General features: G+C 71.7%; 19 protein-coding genes and 1 tRNA gene. 11 read left to right on the top strand and 9 right to left on the bottom strand.

Going from position 1 to position 18,852, the window contains the following annotated elements; genetic code table 11:
- Positions 1–24: 24 nt before the first annotated feature.
- Positions 25–954 (bottom strand): phosphatase PAP2 family protein, encoded by a 930-nt coding sequence (locus tag ACFO6V_RS13295; RefSeq protein WP_377136088.1) that lies wholly within the window; start codon positions 952–954, stop codon positions 25–27.
- Between the two features lie 240 nt (positions 955–1,194).
- Between ACFO6V_RS13295 and topA the strand changes: the two genes are divergently transcribed.
- The 8 genes from topA to ACFO6V_RS13255 all read left to right on the top strand — a co-directional run bounded on the left by topA (position 1,195) and on the right by ACFO6V_RS13255 (position 10,895).
- On the top strand, positions 1,195–4,011 hold the full coding sequence (topA, locus tag ACFO6V_RS13290; RefSeq protein WP_377136086.1) for a type I DNA topoisomerase: 2,817 nt from the start codon (positions 1,195–1,197) through the stop codon (positions 4,009–4,011).
- Positions 4,012–4,104: 93 nt separating this feature from the next.
- Positions 4,105–4,833, top strand: a complete 729-nt coding sequence (gene tmk, locus ACFO6V_RS13285; protein ID WP_377136084.1) for a dTMP kinase — start codon at positions 4,105–4,107, stop codon at positions 4,831–4,833.
- Positions 4,830–5,966 (top strand): DNA polymerase III subunit delta', encoded by a 1,137-nt coding sequence (locus ACFO6V_RS13280; protein ID WP_377136082.1) that lies wholly within the window; start codon positions 4,830–4,832, stop codon positions 5,964–5,966. Before tmk ends, ACFO6V_RS13280 begins: the two co-directional genes overlap by 4 nt.
- 153 nt (positions 5,967–6,119) lie before the next feature.
- Positions 6,120–7,790 (top strand): enoyl-CoA hydratase-related protein, encoded by a 1,671-nt coding sequence (locus tag ACFO6V_RS13275; RefSeq protein WP_377136080.1) that lies wholly within the window; start codon positions 6,120–6,122, stop codon positions 7,788–7,790.
- A gap of 203 nt (positions 7,791–7,993) precedes the next feature.
- Positions 7,994–8,659, top strand: coding sequence for a hypothetical protein (locus ACFO6V_RS13270; protein ID WP_377136078.1), 666 nt, complete (start codon positions 7,994–7,996; stop codon positions 8,657–8,659).
- Positions 8,660–8,722: 63 nt separating this feature from the next.
- The gene (locus tag ACFO6V_RS13265) at positions 8,723–10,264 is read left to right on the top strand and encodes an alpha/beta hydrolase (RefSeq protein ID WP_377136076.1); all 1,542 of its coding nucleotides are present in this window, start codon (positions 8,723–8,725) and stop codon (positions 10,262–10,264) included.
- A gap of 124 nt (positions 10,265–10,388) precedes the next feature.
- A tRNA-Thr gene (locus ACFO6V_RS13260) sits at positions 10,389–10,461 on the top strand.
- A 251-nt stretch (positions 10,462–10,712) separates the two neighbouring features.
- The gene (locus ACFO6V_RS13255; protein WP_377136074.1) at positions 10,713–10,895 is read left to right on the top strand and encodes a hypothetical protein; all 183 of its coding nucleotides are present in this window, start codon (positions 10,713–10,715) and stop codon (positions 10,893–10,895) included.
- Positions 10,896–10,902: 7 nt separating this feature from the next.
- On the opposite strand, the gene ACFO6V_RS13250 is transcribed toward ACFO6V_RS13255, so the two are convergent.
- The gene (locus ACFO6V_RS13250; protein WP_377136072.1) at positions 10,903–11,193 is read right to left on the bottom strand and encodes a hypothetical protein; all 291 of its coding nucleotides are present in this window, start codon (positions 11,191–11,193) and stop codon (positions 10,903–10,905) included.
- Positions 11,194–11,488: 295 nt separating this feature from the next.
- On the opposite strand from ACFO6V_RS13250, the gene ACFO6V_RS13245 reads away from it, so the two are divergent.
- Positions 11,489–11,719 (top strand): hypothetical protein, encoded by a 231-nt coding sequence (locus tag ACFO6V_RS13245; RefSeq protein WP_377136070.1) that lies wholly within the window; start codon positions 11,489–11,491, stop codon positions 11,717–11,719.
- A 518-nt stretch (positions 11,720–12,237) separates the two neighbouring features.
- Here the strand turns inward: ACFO6V_RS13245 and ACFO6V_RS13240 are convergent.
- Positions 12,238–12,624, bottom strand: coding sequence for a DoxX family protein (locus ACFO6V_RS13240; RefSeq protein ID WP_377136068.1), 387 nt, complete (start codon positions 12,622–12,624; stop codon positions 12,238–12,240).
- Positions 12,625–12,696: 72 nt separating this feature from the next.
- Positions 12,697–13,542 carry an SDR family NAD(P)-dependent oxidoreductase gene (locus ACFO6V_RS13235; protein ID WP_377136066.1) on the bottom strand — a complete coding sequence of 282 codons (846 nt, stop codon included), beginning with the start codon at positions 13,540–13,542 and terminating at the stop codon, positions 12,697–12,699.
- A 114-nt stretch (positions 13,543–13,656) separates the two neighbouring features.
- Here ACFO6V_RS13235 and ACFO6V_RS13230 point away from each other — a divergent pair, with 114 nt between their 5' ends.
- Complete coding sequence (locus tag ACFO6V_RS13230; protein WP_377136064.1) at positions 13,657–14,262, top strand: TetR/AcrR family transcriptional regulator; 606 nt, start codon at positions 13,657–13,659, stop codon at positions 14,260–14,262.
- Here ACFO6V_RS13230 and ACFO6V_RS13225 read toward each other — a convergent pair.
- Positions 14,259–14,645: a ribosomal maturation YjgA family protein gene (locus ACFO6V_RS13225; protein ID WP_377136062.1), complete on the bottom strand. Its 387-nt coding sequence runs from the start codon at positions 14,643–14,645 to the stop codon at positions 14,259–14,261. The genes ACFO6V_RS13230 and ACFO6V_RS13225 overlap by 4 nt on opposite strands.
- 41 nt (positions 14,646–14,686) lie before the next feature.
- Positions 14,687–15,748 carry a cell division protein ZapE gene (gene zapE, locus ACFO6V_RS13220; RefSeq protein WP_377136060.1) on the bottom strand — a complete coding sequence of 354 codons (1,062 nt, stop codon included), beginning with the start codon at positions 15,746–15,748 and terminating at the stop codon, positions 14,687–14,689.
- A gap of 23 nt (positions 15,749–15,771) precedes the next feature.
- Here zapE and def point away from each other — a divergent pair, with 23 nt between their 5' ends.
- On the top strand, positions 15,772–16,461 hold the full coding sequence (gene def, locus ACFO6V_RS13215) for a peptide deformylase (protein ID WP_377136058.1): 690 nt from the start codon (positions 15,772–15,774) through the stop codon (positions 16,459–16,461).
- Positions 16,462–16,464: 3 nt separating this feature from the next.
- Here the strand turns inward: def and ACFO6V_RS13210 are convergent, their stop codons facing one another.
- From ACFO6V_RS13210 to ACFO6V_RS13200, 3 genes are all read right to left on the bottom strand, one after another.
- A complete protein-coding gene (locus ACFO6V_RS13210) occupies positions 16,465–17,043 on the bottom strand; it encodes an alpha/beta hydrolase family protein (RefSeq protein WP_377136056.1) in 579 nt (192 codons plus the stop codon).
- An 83-nt stretch (positions 17,044–17,126) separates the two neighbouring features.
- The gene (locus ACFO6V_RS13205; protein ID WP_377136054.1) at positions 17,127–17,972 is read right to left on the bottom strand and encodes a hypothetical protein; all 846 of its coding nucleotides are present in this window, start codon (positions 17,970–17,972) and stop codon (positions 17,127–17,129) included.
- Positions 17,973–18,022: 50 nt separating this feature from the next.
- Positions 18,023–18,643, bottom strand: coding sequence for a hypothetical protein (locus ACFO6V_RS13200; RefSeq protein WP_377136052.1), 621 nt, complete (start codon positions 18,641–18,643; stop codon positions 18,023–18,025).
- Between the last annotated feature and the right edge of the window lie 209 nt (positions 18,644–18,852).

Raw genomic sequence — 18,852 nt, 5'->3', positions numbered from 1 at the left:
GCTCTACTTCGACAGCCGGGCGTCTTACGGGCGCGCCGTCGACTGGCGGACCAGGAGCAAGAGCGCGAACGCGCCGAGCGTCACCGCCACCACGCCGAGCATCCCGCCCATGTAGGCGGTCAGGTCCCCACCCAGCGGCAGGCCCCATCCGTCGCCCCGCACGCTGCCCAGCGCACCGACCGCGAGCGCTCCCGTGCCGGCCGCGCCGAGCAGCAGCAGTGCGGCAGCGCCGGACGTCCCGCGCTGCGGTCCGTCCTGCGGCGCGTCCAGGGACGACGGCGAGCTCAGCGCGCACACCCCGGCACCCCAGGCGAGCACCACGAGGATGGCGGCGACGACGTCGGAGGGTCGGTGCCACTGGCCGATCAGCGTCGAGACACCGGTGGCCGCGGTGTAGGCCGCGCCGGCCACCGCCACCACCGGGCGCCAGCGCCGGGGGACGGCGATGAGCAGCCCCACCGCGATGGACGCCGCTACCGTCGTGTGCCCGCTGGGCAGGGTGTTGATGTCCGCTCGCGGGACGTCGAGCAGCGCGGGCCTGTCGAGCACCGCGTGCTTGAGCACCTGCGTGGTGAGGTTCGAGCCGCCCACCAGGATCGCGACCTGCACGGCGAGCCACCAGCGGCCGCGGGCCAGCGCGAGGATCACGGCGGCCGCCAGGCCCAGACCGATGAACGAGTTCGACACCACTCCGAGCACCGGTTCCGCGAGCTCCCAGAGGGTGTTCTGGCCGCGGGCGGCCCCCTCGAGCGCGAGCTGGTCCGCGCGCTGACCGAGGGGCGACGCGACGAACGTGTCCCACGTCAACCACACCGCCCAGAGCGCGAGCGCCGCCACGACCACGGCGGTGATACGGGGTGCCGGCCGGGGCCGGCGCCGCGGTATCCGGGGACCCGCGTAGTTGGTGCTGCTCTCCTCCCGATGGTCGGGCAGCGGCAGGGTCTGGTCCGTCATGGTCCCCACCGTAGGCGAGCCTGCTGAAGAGACGGTGTGTCCGATGTAACGCTCCGCGGTTCATCACGTCCCATCACCTGGTTCATCACGCCACGGGTGAAAATCACCACGGTCATGCGGGACCGCCGGGCAACCGGCGGTCGGCCCGGATAGGGTGCGAGCCGTTGTGTCTGGCGTACCGTGAACTCTCCGACGGCGCTAGACGCCCTCCCCAGACCCGCAGGAAGCAGGCAGGACCGGATGTCCCAGGCACGCAAGCTCGTGATCGTGGAGTCGCCCACGAAGGCTCGAAAGATCCAGAGCTACCTCGGCGACGACTACGAGGTCGAAGCCAGCGTCGGGCATATTCGCGACCTCCCGCAGCCCAAGGACCTGCCGGCGGAGATGAAGAAGGGCCCGTACGGCAAGTTCTCGGTCGATGTCGACAACGGGTTCGACCCGTACTACGTGGTCCACGCCGACAAGAAGAAGAAGGTCAGCGAGCTCAAGAAGGCCCTGAAGGACGCCGACGAGCTCTTCCTCGCGACCGATGAGGACCGCGAGGGCGAGGCCATCGCCTGGCACCTGATCCAGGAGCTCAAGCCCAAGGTCCCGGTCAAGCGCATGGTGTTCCACGAGATCACCCGCGACGCGATCCTCCGCGCCCTGGAGAACACCCGGGAGCTGGACCAGGACCTCGTGGACGCCCAGGAGACCCGGCGCATCCTCGACCGCCTGTACGGCTACGAGGTGTCGCCGGTGCTGTGGCGCAAGGTGCGCCAGGGCCTTTCCGCCGGCCGCGTGCAGTCGGTCGCGACGCGTCTGGTGGTCGAGCGGGAACGCGAGCGTATGGCGTTCGTCTCAGCGGACTACTGGGACGTCGCGGGCACCTTCGCGGTCTCGGACGACGGCGGCGCGGCCTCCGGCCAGCCCTCCTTCCGCGCCCGGCTCACCCAGCTGGCCGGCGCCAAGGTCGCCTCGGGCCGTGACTTCGACGACCGCGGTCGGCTCAAGGTCCGTACGGGCGTGGTGCAGCTCGACGAGGCCACCGCCACCGCCGTCGTCTCCGGGCTCCAGGCCGCCGACTTCTCCGTCCGCAGCCTGGAGACCAAGCCGTACACGCGCCGTCCCGCGGCGCCGTTCACCACCTCCACCATGCAGCAGGAGGCGGGCCGCAAGCTGCGGATGTCGTCGCGTCAGGCGATGCGTACCGCGCAGGGTCTGTACGAGAACGGCTACATCACCTACATGCGAACCGACAGCCCGTCGCTGTCGTCGGAGGCCACGAACGCCGCGCGCCGCCAGGCGGCCGAGCTGTACGGCCCCGAGTACGTGCCGGGCGCGCCCCGCCTCTACCAGTCCAAGTCGAAGGGTGCCCAGGAGGCGCACGAGGCGATCCGCCCCGCGGGCGACTCGTTCCGCACCCCCGCGCAGGTCGCGGGTGAGCTGAGCGGTGACCAGTTCCGGCTCTACGAGCTGATCTGGAAGCGCACCGTCGCGTCGCAGATGGCCGACGCGAAGGGCTCGACGGCGTCCGTCCGGCTCGGCGCGGTGGTCGTGGGCGGCGAGCAGGACGGCAACGAGGCGGTGTTCTCGGCGTCGGGCACGGTGATCTCGTTCCGCGGGTTCCTCGCGGCCTACGAGGAGAGCGCGGACGCCGACACCGAGGCGGCCGAGGGCGCCGCGGCGGCGAAGGAGACGCGCCTCCCGACGATGTCCGAGGGCGACGCGCTGGTCGGTACCGACCTCGCCGCCGACGGCCACTCCACGGCGCCGCCCGCGCGCTACACGGAGGCGTCGCTGGTCAAGGCGCTGGAGGAGCGCGGGATCGGCCGCCCCTCCACGTACGCCGCGACCATCTCGACCATCCAGGACCGCGGCTACGTGATCACGCGTGGCCAGGCGCTGGTGCCGACGTGGCTCGCGTTCGCGGTGATCCGCCTGCTGGAGGAGCACTTCGACCGGCTGGTCGACTACGACTTCACGGCCACCATGGAGGCCGACCTCGACCAGATCGCCGCCGGGTCGCGCGAGCGGGTCGCGTGGCTCAAGGAGTTCTACTTCGGTGAGGCGCCGGGCAACCTCGGCACCTCCGACGAGCTCGGTGTCGACAGCGAGGGCGGCGGTCTGCGCGCGCTCGTGGCGAACCTCGGCGAGATCGACGCCGCAGCGATCAACTCCGTGGACATCGGCGAGGGCATCCGCGTGCGGGTGGGCCGCTACGGCCCGTACATCGAGGACCTCGCGGCCGAGGTCGAGGAGGGCAAGACCCCGCCCCGCGCCTCGGTGCCCGACGACGTCGCGCCCGACGAGCTGACCGTCGCCAAGGCGCGCGAGCTGCTCGCGGCGGGGGCGGACGACGGCCGCGTGCTCGGCATCCACCCCGAGACCGGCAACCCGGTCATCGCCAAGAACGGCCGCTACGGCCCGTACGTCACGGAGCAGATGCCCGAGCCGGACCTCGACCCCGACCTGTCGGCCGCGGCGAAGAAGCGGGCGCTGGCAGCCCTGCCCAAGCCGAAGACCGCGTCGCTGCTCAAGACGCAGGCCCTCGACTCGGTGACGCTCGAGGACGCCCTGCAGCTCATGTCGCTGCCGCGCGTGGTGGGCACGGACCCGGAGTCGGGCGACGAGATCACCGCGCAGAACGGCCGCTACGGCCCGTACCTGAAGAAGGGCACGGACTCGCGCACCCTGCCGTCCGAGGAGGCCATGTTCACGGTCACCCTGGAGGAGGCGCTGGAGATCTACAAGCAGCCCAAGCGGGGGCGCGGGCGCACGGCCACCCCGCCGCTGCGCGAGCTCGGGGACGACCCCACCAGCGGCAAGCCGATCCAGGTCAAGGACGGCCGGTTCGGCCCGTACGTGACCGACGGCGAGACCAACCGCACCCTGCCGCGTGACGTCACACCCGAGTCGGTCACCGCGGAGCGGGCGATCGAGCTGCTCGCCGAGAAGCGCGCCCAGGGCCCGGCCAAGAAGCGCACCACGCGGACGACGACGGCCAAGAAGCCGGCGGCGAAGAAGGCCCCGGCCAAGAAGCCGGCCGCCAAGAAGGCGTCGAGCTCGAACAAGTAGCACGCGACGGGCGTGCGGGTCGCTTCGGTGGCCCGCACGCCCGACTCGTTCCCTCGGCCGGTGGGTGTCGGTGGGCGCGGTTAGGGTTGCCGCGTGAACGAACCGGGCTACTTCATCTCCTTCGAGGGCGGCGAGGGCGTCGGCAAGTCGACCCAGTCCCGCCTCCTCGGCGACTGGCTGGCCGACCTGACCGGCCGCGAGGTCGTGCTCACCTTCGAGCCCGGTGGCACCGCGCTCGGCAAGGAGCTGCGGGCGGCGGTCATGCACGGCCAGGACATGGGTGCGCGGGCCGAGGCGCTGATCTACGCGGCGGACCGCGCCCACCACGTGGAGACGGTGGTGCGGCCGGCGCTGGACCGCGGCGCGGTGGTGATCACCGACCGCTACCTCGACTCGTCCGTCGCCTACCAGTCCGGCGGCCGCGACCTGCCGGGCCACGAGGTGGAGCACCTCTCCCTGTGGGCAGCGAAGGGCCTGCGGCCGGACATCACGATCCTGCTCGACCTCGAGCCCGCGGCGGCGGCGGCCAGGCGCGCCGGGGCCGACGGCAAGGGTGCGCTGGACCGGCTGGAGCGTGCGGGACTGGAGTTCCACACCCGGGTCCGGGACACGTTCCTCCAGCGGGCGGCCGCGGACCCGGAGCGCTGGGTGATCCTCGACGCGGCACTGCCGGTCGACGACATCCAGGCACAGATCAGGGTGGATCTCTCGGCCCGGCTGGGCCTCACACCGGTCGTCGCCGAGGCCGGTGCCCTCGCCGAGGCGGCAGCCGTCGCAGAGGCCGACGCCGTCGCCGAGTCCCTCGGTGAGGACCGCTCATGACCGTGTGGGACGACGTCGTCGGGCAGGAGCACGCGGTCGCCGCGCTCCAGAGCGCCGTGGCGAACCCCACGGCGATGACGCACGCGTGGCTGGTGACCGGCCCGCCGGGCTCCGGACGGTCGGTGGCCGCCCGCGCCTTCGCGGCGGCGCTGCAGTGCCTCCAGGGCGGCTGTGGCGTGTGCCAGGCGTGCACCACGACCATGGCGGGCACCCACCCGGACGTGACGCTGCTGGCCACGGAGAAGGTGGTCATCGCGATCGACGAGGTGCGGGACCTGATCATGACCGCCTCCCGGTCGCCGTCCGGCGGGCGATGGCGCGTGATCGTGATCGAGGACGCCGACCGCATGGCGGAGCGCACCACGAACGTCCTGCTCAAGACCATCGAGGAGCCCCCGCCGCACACGGTGTGGGTGCTGTGCGCGCCGTCGGTCCAGGACGTGCTGCCGACCATCCGGTCGCGCTGCCGCGCAGTGGTGCTGCGTGTGCCCCCGCCGCAGGCGGTCGCCGACCTGCTGGTACGGCGCGACGGAGCCGACCCGGCGGTCGCGCTGAGTGCGGCCCGTGCGGCGCAGAGCCACGTCGGCCTCGCGAAGCGGCTGGCGCGCGACGCCGGGGCACGCGAGCGGCGTACCGCGGTGCTGAGCATCGCCCGGCGCATCCGTGGCGTCGGGGACGCGGTGCTCGCCGCGGGCGAGCTCGTGGACGTGGCGAAGGCGGAGGCGGTGTCGGCCACCCAGGAGCGCGATGCCGCCGAGAAGGCCGAGCTGATGCGTGCCCTGGGCGTGGCTGACGGCGAGACCCTGCCGCCGCGCCTGCGGTCCCAGCTCAAACAGCTGGAGGACGACCAGAAGCGGCGCGCGACGCGGCATCAGCGCGACGTGCTCGACCGCGCCATGGTGGACCTGCTCTCCCTGTACCGGGACGTGCTCGTGGTGCAGCTCGGCGCGGAGGTCGACCTCGTGAACGCCGAGCTGGCGGAGACGGTGCGCCTCCTGGCCGCCGACTCCACGCCGGAGCAGACGGTGCGGCGGATGGACTCGATAGGCGTCGCCCGTACCCGCCTGGACGGCAACGTCGCCCCGCTGCTCGCGCTCGAGGCGATGGCGATAGCCCTGCGCCCGCAAGGCTGACCGCCGGGTGGGCCACTACACGCGAAGCTTTGACCTGTGAAGATTTGGCGCGGGTGAAGCTGGACCACCGAGGCAGATTGTCCTGATTGGCGTCCGTGGTTAGGCTGCGGACGCCCCCAGAGCTTTTCCGTGCGACAAGGAGTCCACCGCCCGATGAGGATCCTCCTGCTGGTTTCAGCCTTCAACGGTCTCACCCAGCGGGTCTGGTGTTCCCTGAGGGAACAGGGGCATGACGTCGGAGTCGAGCTTGCCCCGACGTTCGAGTCGGGTGCCGCCATGACGCGGGCCGTCGAGCGTGCGGACCCCGACCTGATCCTGTGCCCGTTCCTCAAGCACCGCGTGCCGGACACGATCTACGACCGCTGGCCGACGGTCATCGTGCACCCCGGCCCCGTGGGCGACCGCGGGCCCTCGTCGCTCGACCACGCGATCCGCGACGGCCGGGACCGCTGGGGCGTCACCGCGCTGTCCGCCGTCGAGGAGCTCGACGCCGGTCCGGTGTGGGCCACCGCCGTCTTCGACATGCCCGACCAGCCGATCGCGAAGAGCGCGCTCTACAACAGCCGCGTCGCGGATGCCGCCATGGCCTGCATCGGTGAGGTGGTCCGCAAGGTCGCCGACGGCGAGCGGCCGATCCCCGCGGAGGCCTGCCTGCGGATCGTGCCGGTCGACGGCGAGCTGCCGCTGCTGCGCCGCGAGGACTTCCGCATCGACTGGAGCCGCTCCGCGAACGAGCTGGAGCGCCTCGTCGCCGCCGCCGACGGTGCGCCCGGTGCCCCCGCGACCGTCAACGGCCGGTCGGTCTGCGTGTTCGACGCCGTCGCGTCGCCCGAGCACACCGGTGCCGCGCCCGGCACCGTCGTGGGCCGCAACCTCGACGCGGTGGCGATCGCCTGCGGCGTCGGCACGCTCTGGGTCGGCTACGCCGCCGAGCTCAGCGGACGCCGCGGCGCGAAGCTGCCGGCCGCCCAGGTGATCGACACGAGCGGCGCACCCTTCCGCCGGGTCCCGGACGCCCTGGCGGAGTCCACGTACGTGCGGGACGGCGCGGTCGGGTACCTGACGTTCCGCTCGTACAGCGGCGCCATGTACACGGAGCAGTGCCGCCGCCTGACGAGCGCCGTCGAGAAGGCCCTGACCGAGGACACCCGGGTGCTGGTCATCAAGGGCACCGAGCACGCGTTCTCCAACGGGATCCACCTCGGCACCGTCGACGCGTCGCCGGACCCGGCCGCCGAGGCGTGGGACAACATCTGCGCCATCGACGAGCTCTGCCTCGCCATCGCGACCGCCGAGCAGCTCACCGTCGCCGCGTTCACCGCGAACGCCGGCGCGGGTGGCGTCATGGCCGGCCTCTGCGCCGACGTGACCCTCGCCCGCGAGGGCGTCGTCCTCAACCCGTACTACGACATGGGGATCTACGGCTCGGAGCTGCACTCCTGGAGCGTCCCGGCCCGCGTGGGCGAGCACCGCGCGTCGCTGCTCCTGAACCGCAAGCTGCCGATCTCGGTCGCCGAGGCCGCCCGCATCGGGCTGATCAGCGCCGTCGGGCCGCGCGAGTGGGGCGAGTTCAACACCTGGCTGTCCTCCGCCGCCCAGGGGTACGAGGAGCCCGCCACGCTCGGCTGGATGCTCGCCGCGCGCGCGGAGCGCCGGGCGACGGACCGCCCGCTGTCGTACTACCAGACCATCGAGCTCGCCGAGATGGCACGCGACTTCTTCGACGACCGCAACGCCTTCTCGGTGCACCGCCGGGCGTTCCTGCGCAAGACGGCGGCCGACGCCACCCCGGAGAAGCTGCGCTTCTCCACGGCCCGCGTGTGAGCCGCCGACGAGCGTGATGCGTCGCGAGCACGCATGATCGATGACAGGTCAGGTGACCGGTAGCTCGGACTGCCGGTCACCTGACCTGTTACGGATCATGGGGTGGGGTGCAAGACACGTGGCGCCCGCCACATGACCAGGGTGGAGGCGTCGCAACTCTGCGACAAACACCTGGTGGTGTCAGCGAGCGGAAGGAACTGGGCATGAAGATCAGGCAGACGGACCGGTCCGGTGCAGCTGTACGGCCCTTGGCGCGTGCGGGCGTGGTAGCCCTCGGCCTCGGGATGACGGCGGCGCTCGCGCTGTCGGGGTGCGCACAGTCCGACGTCGGCGGGTCCGAGGCGGGCGACTCGAACGCCGCGTCCCAGGCACCGGAGGAGAGCGACATGGCCAGCCCCAGCCCCAGCCCGACGGACGGCGAAGGTGCGGGCCAGGACGGCGAGCTGCCGCAGGCCGCCGACATGGAGCTCGCGGCCGGGAACTCCGGGCGGGGACTGCCACCGGGCCTGGAGGGGAACACCAACTCGCCGGTCGGCGTCGCGTGGTCTCCCGAGGAGGGTCTGCTGTACGTGGTGACCAACGGGTCCAGCTCCTGCCCCTTGTTCGCGAAGCCGGAGGCGACCCTTGGTTCGGGCGGCAAGTCCGCGAAGGTCGCCGCCGATGACGGTGTGCTCACGGTGCAGTTCATGCCGGCCAGCGACGGCATCTGCACCATGGACTACGTGCCGACGACCACTGTGGTCGAGGCGCCGGCGGAGGTCGACACCGGTGACCCCGTACCGGTGATCCTGGGTGACAAGGGCGACGTCGAGCTCCTGCCCCGTCCCGCGGAGGGCGAGCCCGGACCGGTGGCCTGGCTCGACTCGTGAGGGTCGCGTGTCGGTTCGCCAACGGGTAAGAAATCTACCCAGCACAACCGATAGGTTGTCCGGGTGATTCGCCCCGCCCGCCGTCGTCAGCCTGCGGCCGTCGTCGCCACGCTGCTTTCCGCCGTTCTCCTGCTCGCCGCCTGTGGCGCACCGCCCAAGGTGCAGACGGCGCTGGAAGACGTGGGCAAGTCGGACGGCTCGGCGACGGTGGGCGCGCCGAAGGGTTTCGAGGACTACTACGGCCAGTCGCTGGAGTGGACGGACTGCGGCGAGGGCTTCCAGTGCGCGACGGCGTCCGCGCCGCTCTCCTGGCACGACGCCGGCGCGGGCAGCATCGAGATCGCGCTCAAGCGGATCCCCGCCTCGGGGCAGAAGGTGGGCTCGCTGCTGGTCAACCCGGGCGGGCCGGGCGGGTCGGGCGTGGACTTCGTGGGTGACCCCGCCCGCTTCGGTCAGTCGCTGCGCTCGTCGTTCGACATAGTGGGCTTCGACCCCCGCGGGGTCGGCAGGTCGACGCCGGTGAAGTGCTACGACGACGCGGGCAAGGACGAGTTCCTCAGCACCGATTACCCGTACACGGAGGCGGGCCTGGCCGCCCGGCAGGACGCCGTCCGCGACTGGGGCAAGGCCTGCGCCGAGAACACGGGCCCGCTCCTCGGGAACGTGGACACGCAGTCCGCCGCACGCGACATGGACATGCTCCGGGGCGCGCTCGGCGACGACAAGCTCAACTTCCTCGGCTTCTCCTACGGCACCCAGCTCGGCGCCACCTACGCGGGCCTGTTCCCGAAGCGGACCGGGCGCCTGGTGCTCGACGGCGCACTGGACACGACGCTGGCCTCGGACGAGGTGGCGCTGCAGCAGGCAGAGGGCTTCGAGAGCGCCCTGCGCGCCTACGTGACGGACTGCCAGACCAGCAGCGACTGCCCGCTCACCGGCGACGTCACGAGCGGCCTGCAGCAGATCCAGGCGATCGTCGAGGACGCGGAGCCCAACCCGATCCCGACGTCGTCCGGCCGGGACGTGACCAAGAAGCTCGCGTTCTACGGCGTGGCCGTGACGATGTACGACGAGGGATCCTGGTCGTTCCTCACGCAGGCCCTGCAGGAGGTCTTGTGGGACGGCAAGGGCGACGACCTGCTGTACCTGGCCGACGTCTACAACGACCGCAACGAGGACGGCACGTTCAAGTCCAACAGCGAGGAGGCGTTCCGCGCGATCAACTGCGCCGACTCCCGCGCCGAGGAGGACATGGCGACCATGCAGCAGCTCGCCGCCGACATCGAGGCCGCCGCGCCAACGCTCGGCGAGTCGTTCGGGTACTCGGGCATCGAGTGCACCGACTGGCCGTTCCCGGCGGCGGAGCAGGAGTTCGACCCGGCAGCGAAGGGTGCGCCGCCGATCGTCGTCATCGGCACCACCAACGACCCCGCCACCCCGTACCGGTGGGCCGAGTCGCTCGCGAAGACGCTGTCGTCGGGGACGCTCGTCACCTACGAGGGCGAGGGTCACACGGCGTACGGCCGGTCGAACACGTGCATCAGCACGGCCGTGGAGGACTACCTGGTGGAGGGCACCGTCCCGAAGGACGGCCTCACCTGCTGACCGTCCGGGGCTCGAATCCGGCGGGTTGAGGACGTCACACGGTTTCACTTTGAAACCTGGGCCATCCATTGGGTACAGTGAGGCCCGCTCACCCTTCCGGTTCTGCTCGGATCGCGGTGCGTACGCCGCCTTAGCTCAGTCGGTAGAGCGTCTCACTCGTAATGAGAAGGTCGTGGGTTCGATTCCCACAGGCGGCTCCGTCATGTAAACCCCGTCCCACCAGGCCATATGCGCCGAGGTTGGGCGGGGTTTCTTGCGTCCTACGCCCCCTCGCGCTCATCGCGTGCACCCCCCGCGCTCCCCGGGCTGTCATTCAGCTTGTCCAGGCCTGCCTTGTTGGCGTCGGTCCCGAGGAAGTGCAGGTACCGGTTCGTGGTCGCGATCGACTCATGGCCGCACCACCGAGGAACGAGCGGCGGTCTCCGCGCTCTTACTCGCGAGCGACGGCGTGGACCCGGCACGACACCCCGACGCTACGACCTGGCGTGACCTCTACGACGAGGCAATCGAGCACGGACCCGAACGGGTGCTCCATCGAATCCACGACGCCGAGGACGATGACGCAAACGGCCAGCGCTGGCCGCGCTCCAAGCGCCACGACGACAAGACCATCCTCATCGTGATCCCGTAGGTCCCGTTCACGGCGATGCGGGTGCAAGGAGCGTCGGGATCGCGATCCAGCCCAGGACGACCAGGACGGTCACGCCGAAGATCCAGGCAACGGTGGCGAAGGTCACCACGCGCTCGGTGAGGTCCGGCCGCCTCTTGGCCATCCACGCAAAGCCCGGGTTCAGGAACACCTGCTCGCGGAAGCGCCTCCGGTTGCTGAACGGCATCAGGAGGAACAGTGCGCCGACGACGCACAGCGCTATCTGGAGCACCAGGCCGAACTCCATCGCGTCCCCACGCTCCCAGATTCTCGACGTCAAGGCGGCTCACAGTATGCCGTCGGACCTAGCGGAGCGTCAGCCGCCGTGAGGACTTCTTTACTGGCTCAAGGCGCGGCTCCGCCGCGCTGGGCCGTTCGGCCGGCGGGGGCCCGCGATGGGGCCCCGCGCTCCGGGCGCTTCGCGCCCTGCGCGCACCCCACCGCACCTCGACGGCCTACCGGCCCGGAACATGACAAAGACGGTCCCGACTCCAGTGGTCGAGACCGTCTCTCGTTGTTGACGACCCGGGACGAATCCGGTTCCGCCGTCATGCGCCCACCGCTACGGTCAGCGCATGGCAGACAGGCTGTTCTCTCTGATCTGGGCCGTGAGCGCGGTCGTCATGGGCACGGCCCTGATCGTGTCCACCAAGTCGATGGTCAGGACCGCGCTCAGGTGGCAGCGCCAAAACCCCGATGCGCCGCACCGTCATTGGCTGTACCCATTCACGCGCGGCATCGGCTGGATCTTCATCATCGCTGGCATCGCGGTCGGTGGGTTCACGATCGCTGGAGCGCTTGCCTGATCCTGATGCCTCCGGCGAACACCCGGGAATCAAGAGGAGCAGGGGAGCCGCGGCGCCCCTGTTCCTCCGCCATCCATTGGCTTCACCGGGACCCTGACAGAGAACCCGCCGGCAACGCAACAGGTCCCGCCGACACCCAGCACCACCGCACCACGAGTTGCACGGGCGGGACCTGTTGCGTTGACGGCAGAACCGATGTCCGAGACGTGCCCCGCGCCAACGGATGACGGAGGAACAGGGACCCCGAAGCAGGAGCATGTTGGGTCACAGACCCGCGATGACAGCTCCGATTCCGCGCACCCCCCGCGCACCCCTAGCGAGCAACACCGTGGTTCGAGCGCACCACATGCACGCGCAATCAAGCGGAGACTCCAGCCCGCAGCGCTCAGGGACGCGCTCGTAATGAGAAGGTCGTGGGTTCGATTCCCACAGGCGGCTCAGCATGCAGAAAGCCCGGAACCTCAACGGTTCCGGGCTTCTTTGCTGCCCGACGTCGGAGGCGGCGCAACGCGGCTGGATCAGCCCACGAACGCTTCCGGACCGAACCGGCCCCAGGCGACGAAGGCGATCAGGACCAGGTAGGTCAGGTCCACCAGCGCGAGCCGGTACTCGCGCCGGCTGATGCGGGTGGCCGCCGCGCCGACCATGATCATCGCCAGGCCCAGAGCGGCCAACGGCACCAGCTCGGGGGCGACGCCGAACGCGGCGGGCAGGACCAGTCCGAGGCCGCCCAGGACCTCCAGGACGCCGATCGCCTTGACGGCGCCCGGGCTGAAGTCCTCGACCCATTCGGCCGCAGGCCCCGATGCTGCGATCTTCTGCTTGCTCATGATCACCTTGAGCCCGCCGCCGCCCACGTAGGCGACGGCGAGCAGTCCGGCAACTATCCACAGGGCGATGTTCATGCGGTTCTCCTCGGAGCGGCTATTCTCTGCCCCGACGACGACATCGCGGCCCCGCGTGTGACAGCACGTCGGCTACCCCTGCGGCGCCGGGATCGGCTCCTCGGCGGCGCGGCTCACGGCCTCCCACTCCTTCCAGGTCCGACGCCGTTCCTCGGTGACCTCGAACGCGATGTCGTAGGCAGTGCCGCCGAGGAGCAGCCGGCGCGGCGGGCGGGGGCTCGCGGTCAGCTCCAGGATCGCCGCGGCGGCACGCCGCGGGTCGCTGTCGACGCTGTTCTCGGCGAACTGCGCGGCCAGGCGGTCGCGCAGCCCGTCGTACTCGGGAAGCGGCGTCGCGGTGTCCATCGCGGTGTAGAGGTCGGTCCAGTAGCCGCCCGGCTGGACGATCGTCACGTGGACGCCGAACTCGGCCAGCTCGTGCGCCACCGCCTCGCTCAGGCCCTCCAGTGCGAACTTGCTCGCGCTGTACAGGCCGGTGCCCGCGAAGCCCGCCAGGCCGCCGATGCTGGAGATCTGGATGAGGTGACCGGAGCGCTGGCGGCGCAGTACCGGGGCCACGGCCTGGGTCACCCAGACGGCGCCGAAGAAGTTGGTCTCCAGCTGGGCGCGGACCTGCGCCTCCGTGAACTCCTCGACGAACCCGTACGACATGGTCCCGGCGTTGTTGATGACCACGTCGAGGCATCCGAAGGTATCGACTGCCTGCCGGACGGCGTCGCCCACCGACGCCGGGTCGCGGACGTCGGCGACGATCTGGAGCAGGCCGTCGCGGTCGTCGTCCTCCCGGATCGTGCGAGAAACAGCGGCGACCTGGTCGCCTGCAGCCAGTGCGGCCTCGGTGAAGGCGCGGCCCAGACCGCGGCTGGCCCCGGTGATGAACCAGGTGCGGCGCTGCGGGGTGGTGATCGGTTCAGTCATGGGTGCTTCCTCCACAGTTTGTCGAGACGGAGCGTCTCGACAACGAGAGTGACAGACCCCTTCCGCTCTTGTCAATACGCAACGTCTCGTCTCTGCGTGGGGTACCGTGCCCGGATGCCTACCGCACAGCAGCCGTCCACCGGGCGGCGCCGCAACCCCGCCACCCGCGCGGCGATCCTCGGCACGGCCTTCGACGTCGTGGCCGAGCTCGGGTACGCGCGGTTGACCATCGAGAAGGTGGCCGCCCAGGCCGGTGTCGGCAAGCAGACGATCTACCGGTGGTGGCCGAACAAGGGCGCCCTGGTACTGGACGCCGTCCTGGAGCGCTCGCTCGGTGCGGGGGAGCCGGGCGACCTGCCCGACAGCGGTGACCTCGAGGACGACCTGACCGCAGTGCTGGTCGCCACCGTCGAGGAGTTCGCCGACCCCGCGTTCGACCGTGCCCTGCGGGGCCTCACCGCGGCGATCATCGAGGACCCGGAGCTGAGCCAGGTCTACCGCGAGCGGCTGGACGAGCCGATGCGCGACCTCAAGCGGCGGCGGCTCCGCCGGGCACAGGAGGCGGGCCAGCTCGACGCCGACGTCGACCTGGACCTCGCGGTGGACCTGATCTTCGCGCCGGTCACGCGGCGCTGGACGGAGCGGTCCGGCGACCTCTCACCGGAGGGTGTGCGGGCGATCGTCCGGGGTGCGCTGCGTGGGCTGGCGGGTTCGGTCTAGCGGGGCTGCGGGGTGGGGCGCCGTCGGGCCGCCCAGGCGCTCCGAGCGCCCAGGTGCAGGGCCCAGCCGAGCGCGGCGCCCACGGCGTAGAACGGCAGGTCCGGCGCGTTGAAGGTGGTGCCGAGCACCAGCCGGGCGAGCACGCTGTGTGCACCGAGCTCCGCGGGGACACCGGTCAGCTGGAAGAGCTCGACCGCGACGCTCACTGCGAACGCCACGACTGCGGCCACCCAGGCCCGGGTGCGCGGCGCCACGACGAGCACGAGCCAGAAGATCAGCAGCGCGTAGAGCGCATCTCCCGCGTACTTGGCGAGGTCGCCACCGAGCACCGACCGTACGGACAGGCCTGCGGCCACGGTCACCACCGTCGCGACAGCGGGCACCAACCGTTGCCGGAGCCGGTCACGGCCCCTCGTCTCGCCCGTCACGTGCGCTCACTCATGTGCGCAGTCTGCCGGAGCTGTTGCAGGCGGCTGGCCACGCGGGCCAGATCGGGCGGAGACGGGCGGTCGGCGGGCACGGCGAGCACCTCGTCGAGCGGGCCCGGAGTCGACAGCACCAGCGGCAGATCTCGGTCGTACAGCACGTCCACGAGACTTACGAACCGCTGCTGGGTGTTCACGTGGCACTCGGCGAACGGCACGACGTCTGTCACCACCCACCGCCCGAACCGTTCCGCGAGCGACAGCATGTCCAGTGCCGACACCGGAGCGGCGCACAGGCTCACGAAGTCGAACCACACGACGTCGGCTGAGGCGCGCAGGGCGCGCACGCTCCGGCCGCTGCCAAGTGCGACGTCCACCGCCTCGTGAGGGCTCGGCGGGACCAGACCGGCGTCGGCGAGCTGCCGGGCGGAGCCGGGCACCACGGCGGCTCCGCCGCGCCACCCAGGGGCGACCGGTACGACGTCGAGCACCCGGAGCCCGCGGTAGTCCACCGGACCATCGACGGGCAGTATGTCCAGCTCTGCCTCCAGGAGGGCGATGAGCGGCTCGGCGAGCTCGTGAAACAGCGGGTCGGGCAGCAGGCCTTGTGGCGGGTAGTTCGACGTCGCGACGAGGGTCACTCCCCGGCCCAGCACGTTGCGCAGGGCGCGGGAGAGGAGCATGGCGTCGCCGGCGTCGTGCAGGTGCAGCTCGTCGAAGCAGAGCACCGGCGCGTCGCCGAGCAGGGCGTCCAGCGCCCTGTCCATCGCGTCCGGTGTGCCGGTGCGCGCCCACACCTCGGCGTGGAGCGCGCGGTAGAACTCGTGGAAGTGGAACCGCGGGCCACCTGCGAGACCGTGGAAGCGGTCGAGGAGCCAGGTCTTGCCGCGGCCCACCGGACCCCAGAGATAGGCGCCGTGCGCGACGCGGCGAGGCCCGCGTCGAGCGTCGGTGGCCAGCCGGTCCAGCAGGCCCTCGAGGTGCTCCGCCGCGGCCAGCTGTGCGTCGTCGAGCACGTACCCCGCCGTGCGCGCGGCATCGCGGATCGGCGTGGACTGCATGCGTCGAAGGTACCCTCTGTGCCATGGCATGGACCCGCCCCCGACGGCGCAAGCCCGTCACCTACCTGCTCGGAGAGCCGGTCGAGGAGTACCCCGCGACAGCCCCTGAGGTGGACCGCGGCCGCGTGCTGCGCATCACCGAGATCGGTGAGCCGGTGCTGCACAACCCGGCCCGGACGGTCGAGACGTTCTCGACCCCCGAGCTCGCCCGGCTCATCGACGACCTGTTCGCCACCATGGAGTCGGCGCAGGGCGTCGGCCTGGCGGCCCCGCAGGTGGGTGTCGATCTCCGCGTGTTCGTGTACGACCTGACGGACTCGTCGGGCGACCGCCACGTGGGGCACGTGGTGAACCCGGTGCTCGAGATGGACGCCGAGGCAGAGCCCGAGACCGAGGAGGAGGGCTGCCTCTCCGTGCCGGGCGCCTACGAGCCGCTGGTGCGTCCCGGCCGGGCGACCGTGCGCGGCGTGGACCAGCACGGGGGACCGGTGCAGCTGTCGGGCAGCGGGTACCTGGCGCGCTGCTTCATCCACGAGTCGCAGCACCTCGACGGCATCCTCTACTGGGACCACCTGGATGCGGACCTGCAGGCGGACGCGCTGGAGCAGCGCGACGAGGAACGCCCGCACATCATCGCGGAACGCCGTGAGATCGCCATCGAGCTGGACAAGGCCCCGCCGGAATACCCGGAGAAGCCGGCCGGCGGCCGCTGACGATCACAGCGAGGCGACCCAGGAGGCGACGGCGTCCGCCACCGCCTCCTGCCGGGCCGCGCCGCGCATGTCGTGCGCCCCGGACAGCGTCACCGTCGTGACGGGCCCGGGGATCGCCGCGACGTGCTCCGCGAGCTCGTCAGGGGTGCCGAACGGGTCCTTGTCGCCGGACACGAACAGGGTGGGGACCGAGATCTGCCCGAAGTGCTCCACGCGGAGCTTCTCCGGCCGCCCCGGCGGGTGCAGCGGATAGCTGAGGAGCACCAGGCCTGCGGCGGGCAGGCCCTCCGCGACGGCCATCGAGCACATCCGCCCGCCGTACGACCTTCCGCCGAGGAGCAGCCGGTCCGTCGGCACGGCGAGCTCGTCGGCCCACGCCGTGGCCTCCGCCCGCAGGTGCGCGACGGCGACGGGCGCACGGTCCGGCATGCGCCGGCCCTCGAGGCGGTACGGGAAGTCGGCGCGCCGCACGGGCAGCGCCGGTTCGGCGTCGGCCAGCGCGTGCTCGACGGCGACGAGCGCCGGGCTCTCCCGGTTCGCGCCCGCGCCAGGGGTCAGCAGGAGGCCTGCGGGAGTGCTCACGCACCCAGTCTGCACCGGGTGCGCCGTGCGAGCCTGACGCGCACGGGTGCACTGCGGCGAGCGATCCGCCCCGCGCCGTCAGATCAGGTCAGGCGACGCCAGAGCATCAGCACGCCGCCCGCGGTGAGCACCGCGCCGCTGCCGAGCACGGCCACCCAGCCGAGGGGAGAGATGATGTCGTCCTGCCGGATGGCGACGGCCTGGGCCCGGGGTGCCTGCGGGTCGTGGAGGCCCCCGAGGAGGTCCGTGTCGGTCGGTGTGGGGGTCGGCGAAGGGCTCGGCGTGCTCGAGACGGACGGCGACGGCGTAGCGCTGGGCGTGGGTGTCGGGGTGGGGGTAGGGGTGGGCGTCGAGGAGGGCGTCGGCGTCGGCGTCGCCGCGTCGTCCCGGGCCTCCGGCCGTGCGGGCCTCGGCGCCGTGGCCGGGCGCTGTCCCTGTGCCGGCCGCTCGGATCGCGTGGGCGTGGGGGTCGGGGTGGGCGTCTCGGTGGCGGGCGGCTGGTCGTCGCCCCGGCACGCCGTGCTGCTCTCCGACTCGTGCCAGTTGCTCGCGTCCTCGACCTCCACCCACACCACGCAGTAGCCGTCCGGGTAGTTGTACCGGGCCTCCCAGAACATCGCCCAGCCGTTGTCCCGCTCGTCCCGGGTGAGCTCGCGGGAGTAGGCCTGGCCGTCGTTGCGCTGGCCGAGGGGCCGGACCACGTAGGCGAGCTCGTCGCTCTCGCCGTCCCGCTGGAAGGCGACGCCGTCGGCGTTGACCCAGATGTGGTCGCGCGACGCCTCGGCGGCTGCCGCGCGCGGTCCGGCGGCGGTTGTGCCCGCCAGGGCAAGCACCGTCAGCAGGAGCAGGATCAGCAGGGCCGGGCGTCGGGCCGCGGAGTCACGCACCCTCGGCCGCGGCATCGCGTCGGGGGCGGTGGCACGTATCACAGCGGCGATCGTACCGCCGTGCGGCGTGCCGCTGGGGGGTGAGTTCCGCGTCAGAACCGCGGGCCGTCCTCGCCGTGGAGGAGGTTGCGGATGGGGCGGGTGATGACATCCACGCGATCCACCAGGTCAGACGGCCCGGTCACGACCACCGCGCGGTCCGCCGCGGGGGAGTAGACGGCGGTCACGTTGCGCACGGTGACGCGCATGCAGCGCTTGGCCGTGCCGTCCACCCGGAACTGACGGGTCTCGCACGGCACGTCGTCGACCTCGGCGACGATCGCCCGCATCGCGCTGCGGTAGTCCTGGTAGGACTCGGCCAGCTCGGTGACGTCGGTGATCTCCGGCGGCGCGGCCGGGTCGACGTCGGCGTGCAGCGGTGCGACGAGCGCTCCGCTGCAGGCGGCGCGGACGATGTCCTCGATCTGCGCCGGGGTCGCCGGTACGCGGAGGGTCTCGACCTCGACGGTCTCGCCGGAGAACGTGCGATAGGAACGCAGGAAGCGCTCCTCGGTGGGGTCTGTGCTGTCGGAGATGCCCGTGACCTCCTCCTCGACCAGGTCGAGCCCCCAGGTCAGGGGGTCGTCGACCTCGCCGACGACACCGGAGAACCGTGCGAAGCGCGCGACGATCTGTTCCCAGGACTCGGGGGTCGGGCTCGGTTCGTCCGCCATGTGGCCTCCCCGGGACGGGTACGGGTCTGACACCGAGACTGCCGGGTGCGGGGGAAGGCGTCAATTACCTCGGCGGGAATCGGCCCGGAAACAGCCGGGACTCGCCGTCGAGAGCCCGCGCCCGGGCGTGTCGCCCCGCACGGGCGTGTTCGAGGCCGTTCCAGGGCCGGACATCGTCACGCCCCTGGCGAACATGGGCATCGATCGGC

It is taken from the genome of Promicromonospora alba (assembly GCF_042654905.1).
Classification (GTDB): Bacteria; Actinomycetota; Actinomycetes; order Actinomycetales; family Cellulomonadaceae; genus Promicromonospora; species Promicromonospora alba.
Note: the sequence above shows the minus strand (reverse complement) of the source record. Positions and strands in the feature narration are given on the sequence as shown.

Bases quoted from the DNA above. Each gene is read 5' to 3' on its own strand.
- ACFO6V_RS13295 (WP_377136088.1), bottom strand. From the start codon at position 954: ATGACGGACCAGACCCTGCCGCTGCCCGACCATCGGGAGGAGAGCAGC.
- topA (WP_377136086.1), top strand. From the start codon at position 1,195: ATGTCCCAGGCACGCAAGCTCGTGATCGTGGAGTCGCCCACGAAGGCT.
- ACFO6V_RS13280 (WP_377136082.1), top strand. From the start codon at position 4,830: ATGACCGTGTGGGACGACGTCGTCGGGCAGGAGCACGCGGTCGCCGCG.
- ACFO6V_RS13275 (WP_377136080.1), top strand. From the start codon at position 6,120: ATGAGGATCCTCCTGCTGGTTTCAGCCTTCAACGGTCTCACCCAGCGG.
- ACFO6V_RS13270 (WP_377136078.1), top strand. From the start codon at position 7,994: ATGAAGATCAGGCAGACGGACCGGTCCGGTGCAGCTGTACGGCCCTTG.
- ACFO6V_RS13245 (WP_377136070.1), top strand. From the start codon at position 11,489: ATGGCAGACAGGCTGTTCTCTCTGATCTGGGCCGTGAGCGCGGTCGTC.
- ACFO6V_RS13240 (WP_377136068.1), bottom strand. From the start codon at position 12,624: ATGAACATCGCCCTGTGGATAGTTGCCGGACTGCTCGCCGTCGCCTAC.
- ACFO6V_RS13235 (WP_377136066.1), bottom strand. From the start codon at position 13,542: ATGACTGAACCGATCACCACCCCGCAGCGCCGCACCTGGTTCATCACC.
- ACFO6V_RS13230 (WP_377136064.1), top strand. From the start codon at position 13,657: ATGCCTACCGCACAGCAGCCGTCCACCGGGCGGCGCCGCAACCCCGCC.
- zapE (WP_377136060.1), bottom strand. From the start codon at position 15,748: ATGCAGTCCACGCCGATCCGCGATGCCGCGCGCACGGCGGGGTACGTG.
- def (WP_377136058.1), top strand. From the start codon at position 15,772: ATGGCATGGACCCGCCCCCGACGGCGCAAGCCCGTCACCTACCTGCTC.
- ACFO6V_RS13200 (WP_377136052.1), bottom strand. From the start codon at position 18,643: ATGGCGGACGAACCGAGCCCGACCCCCGAGTCCTGGGAACAGATCGTC.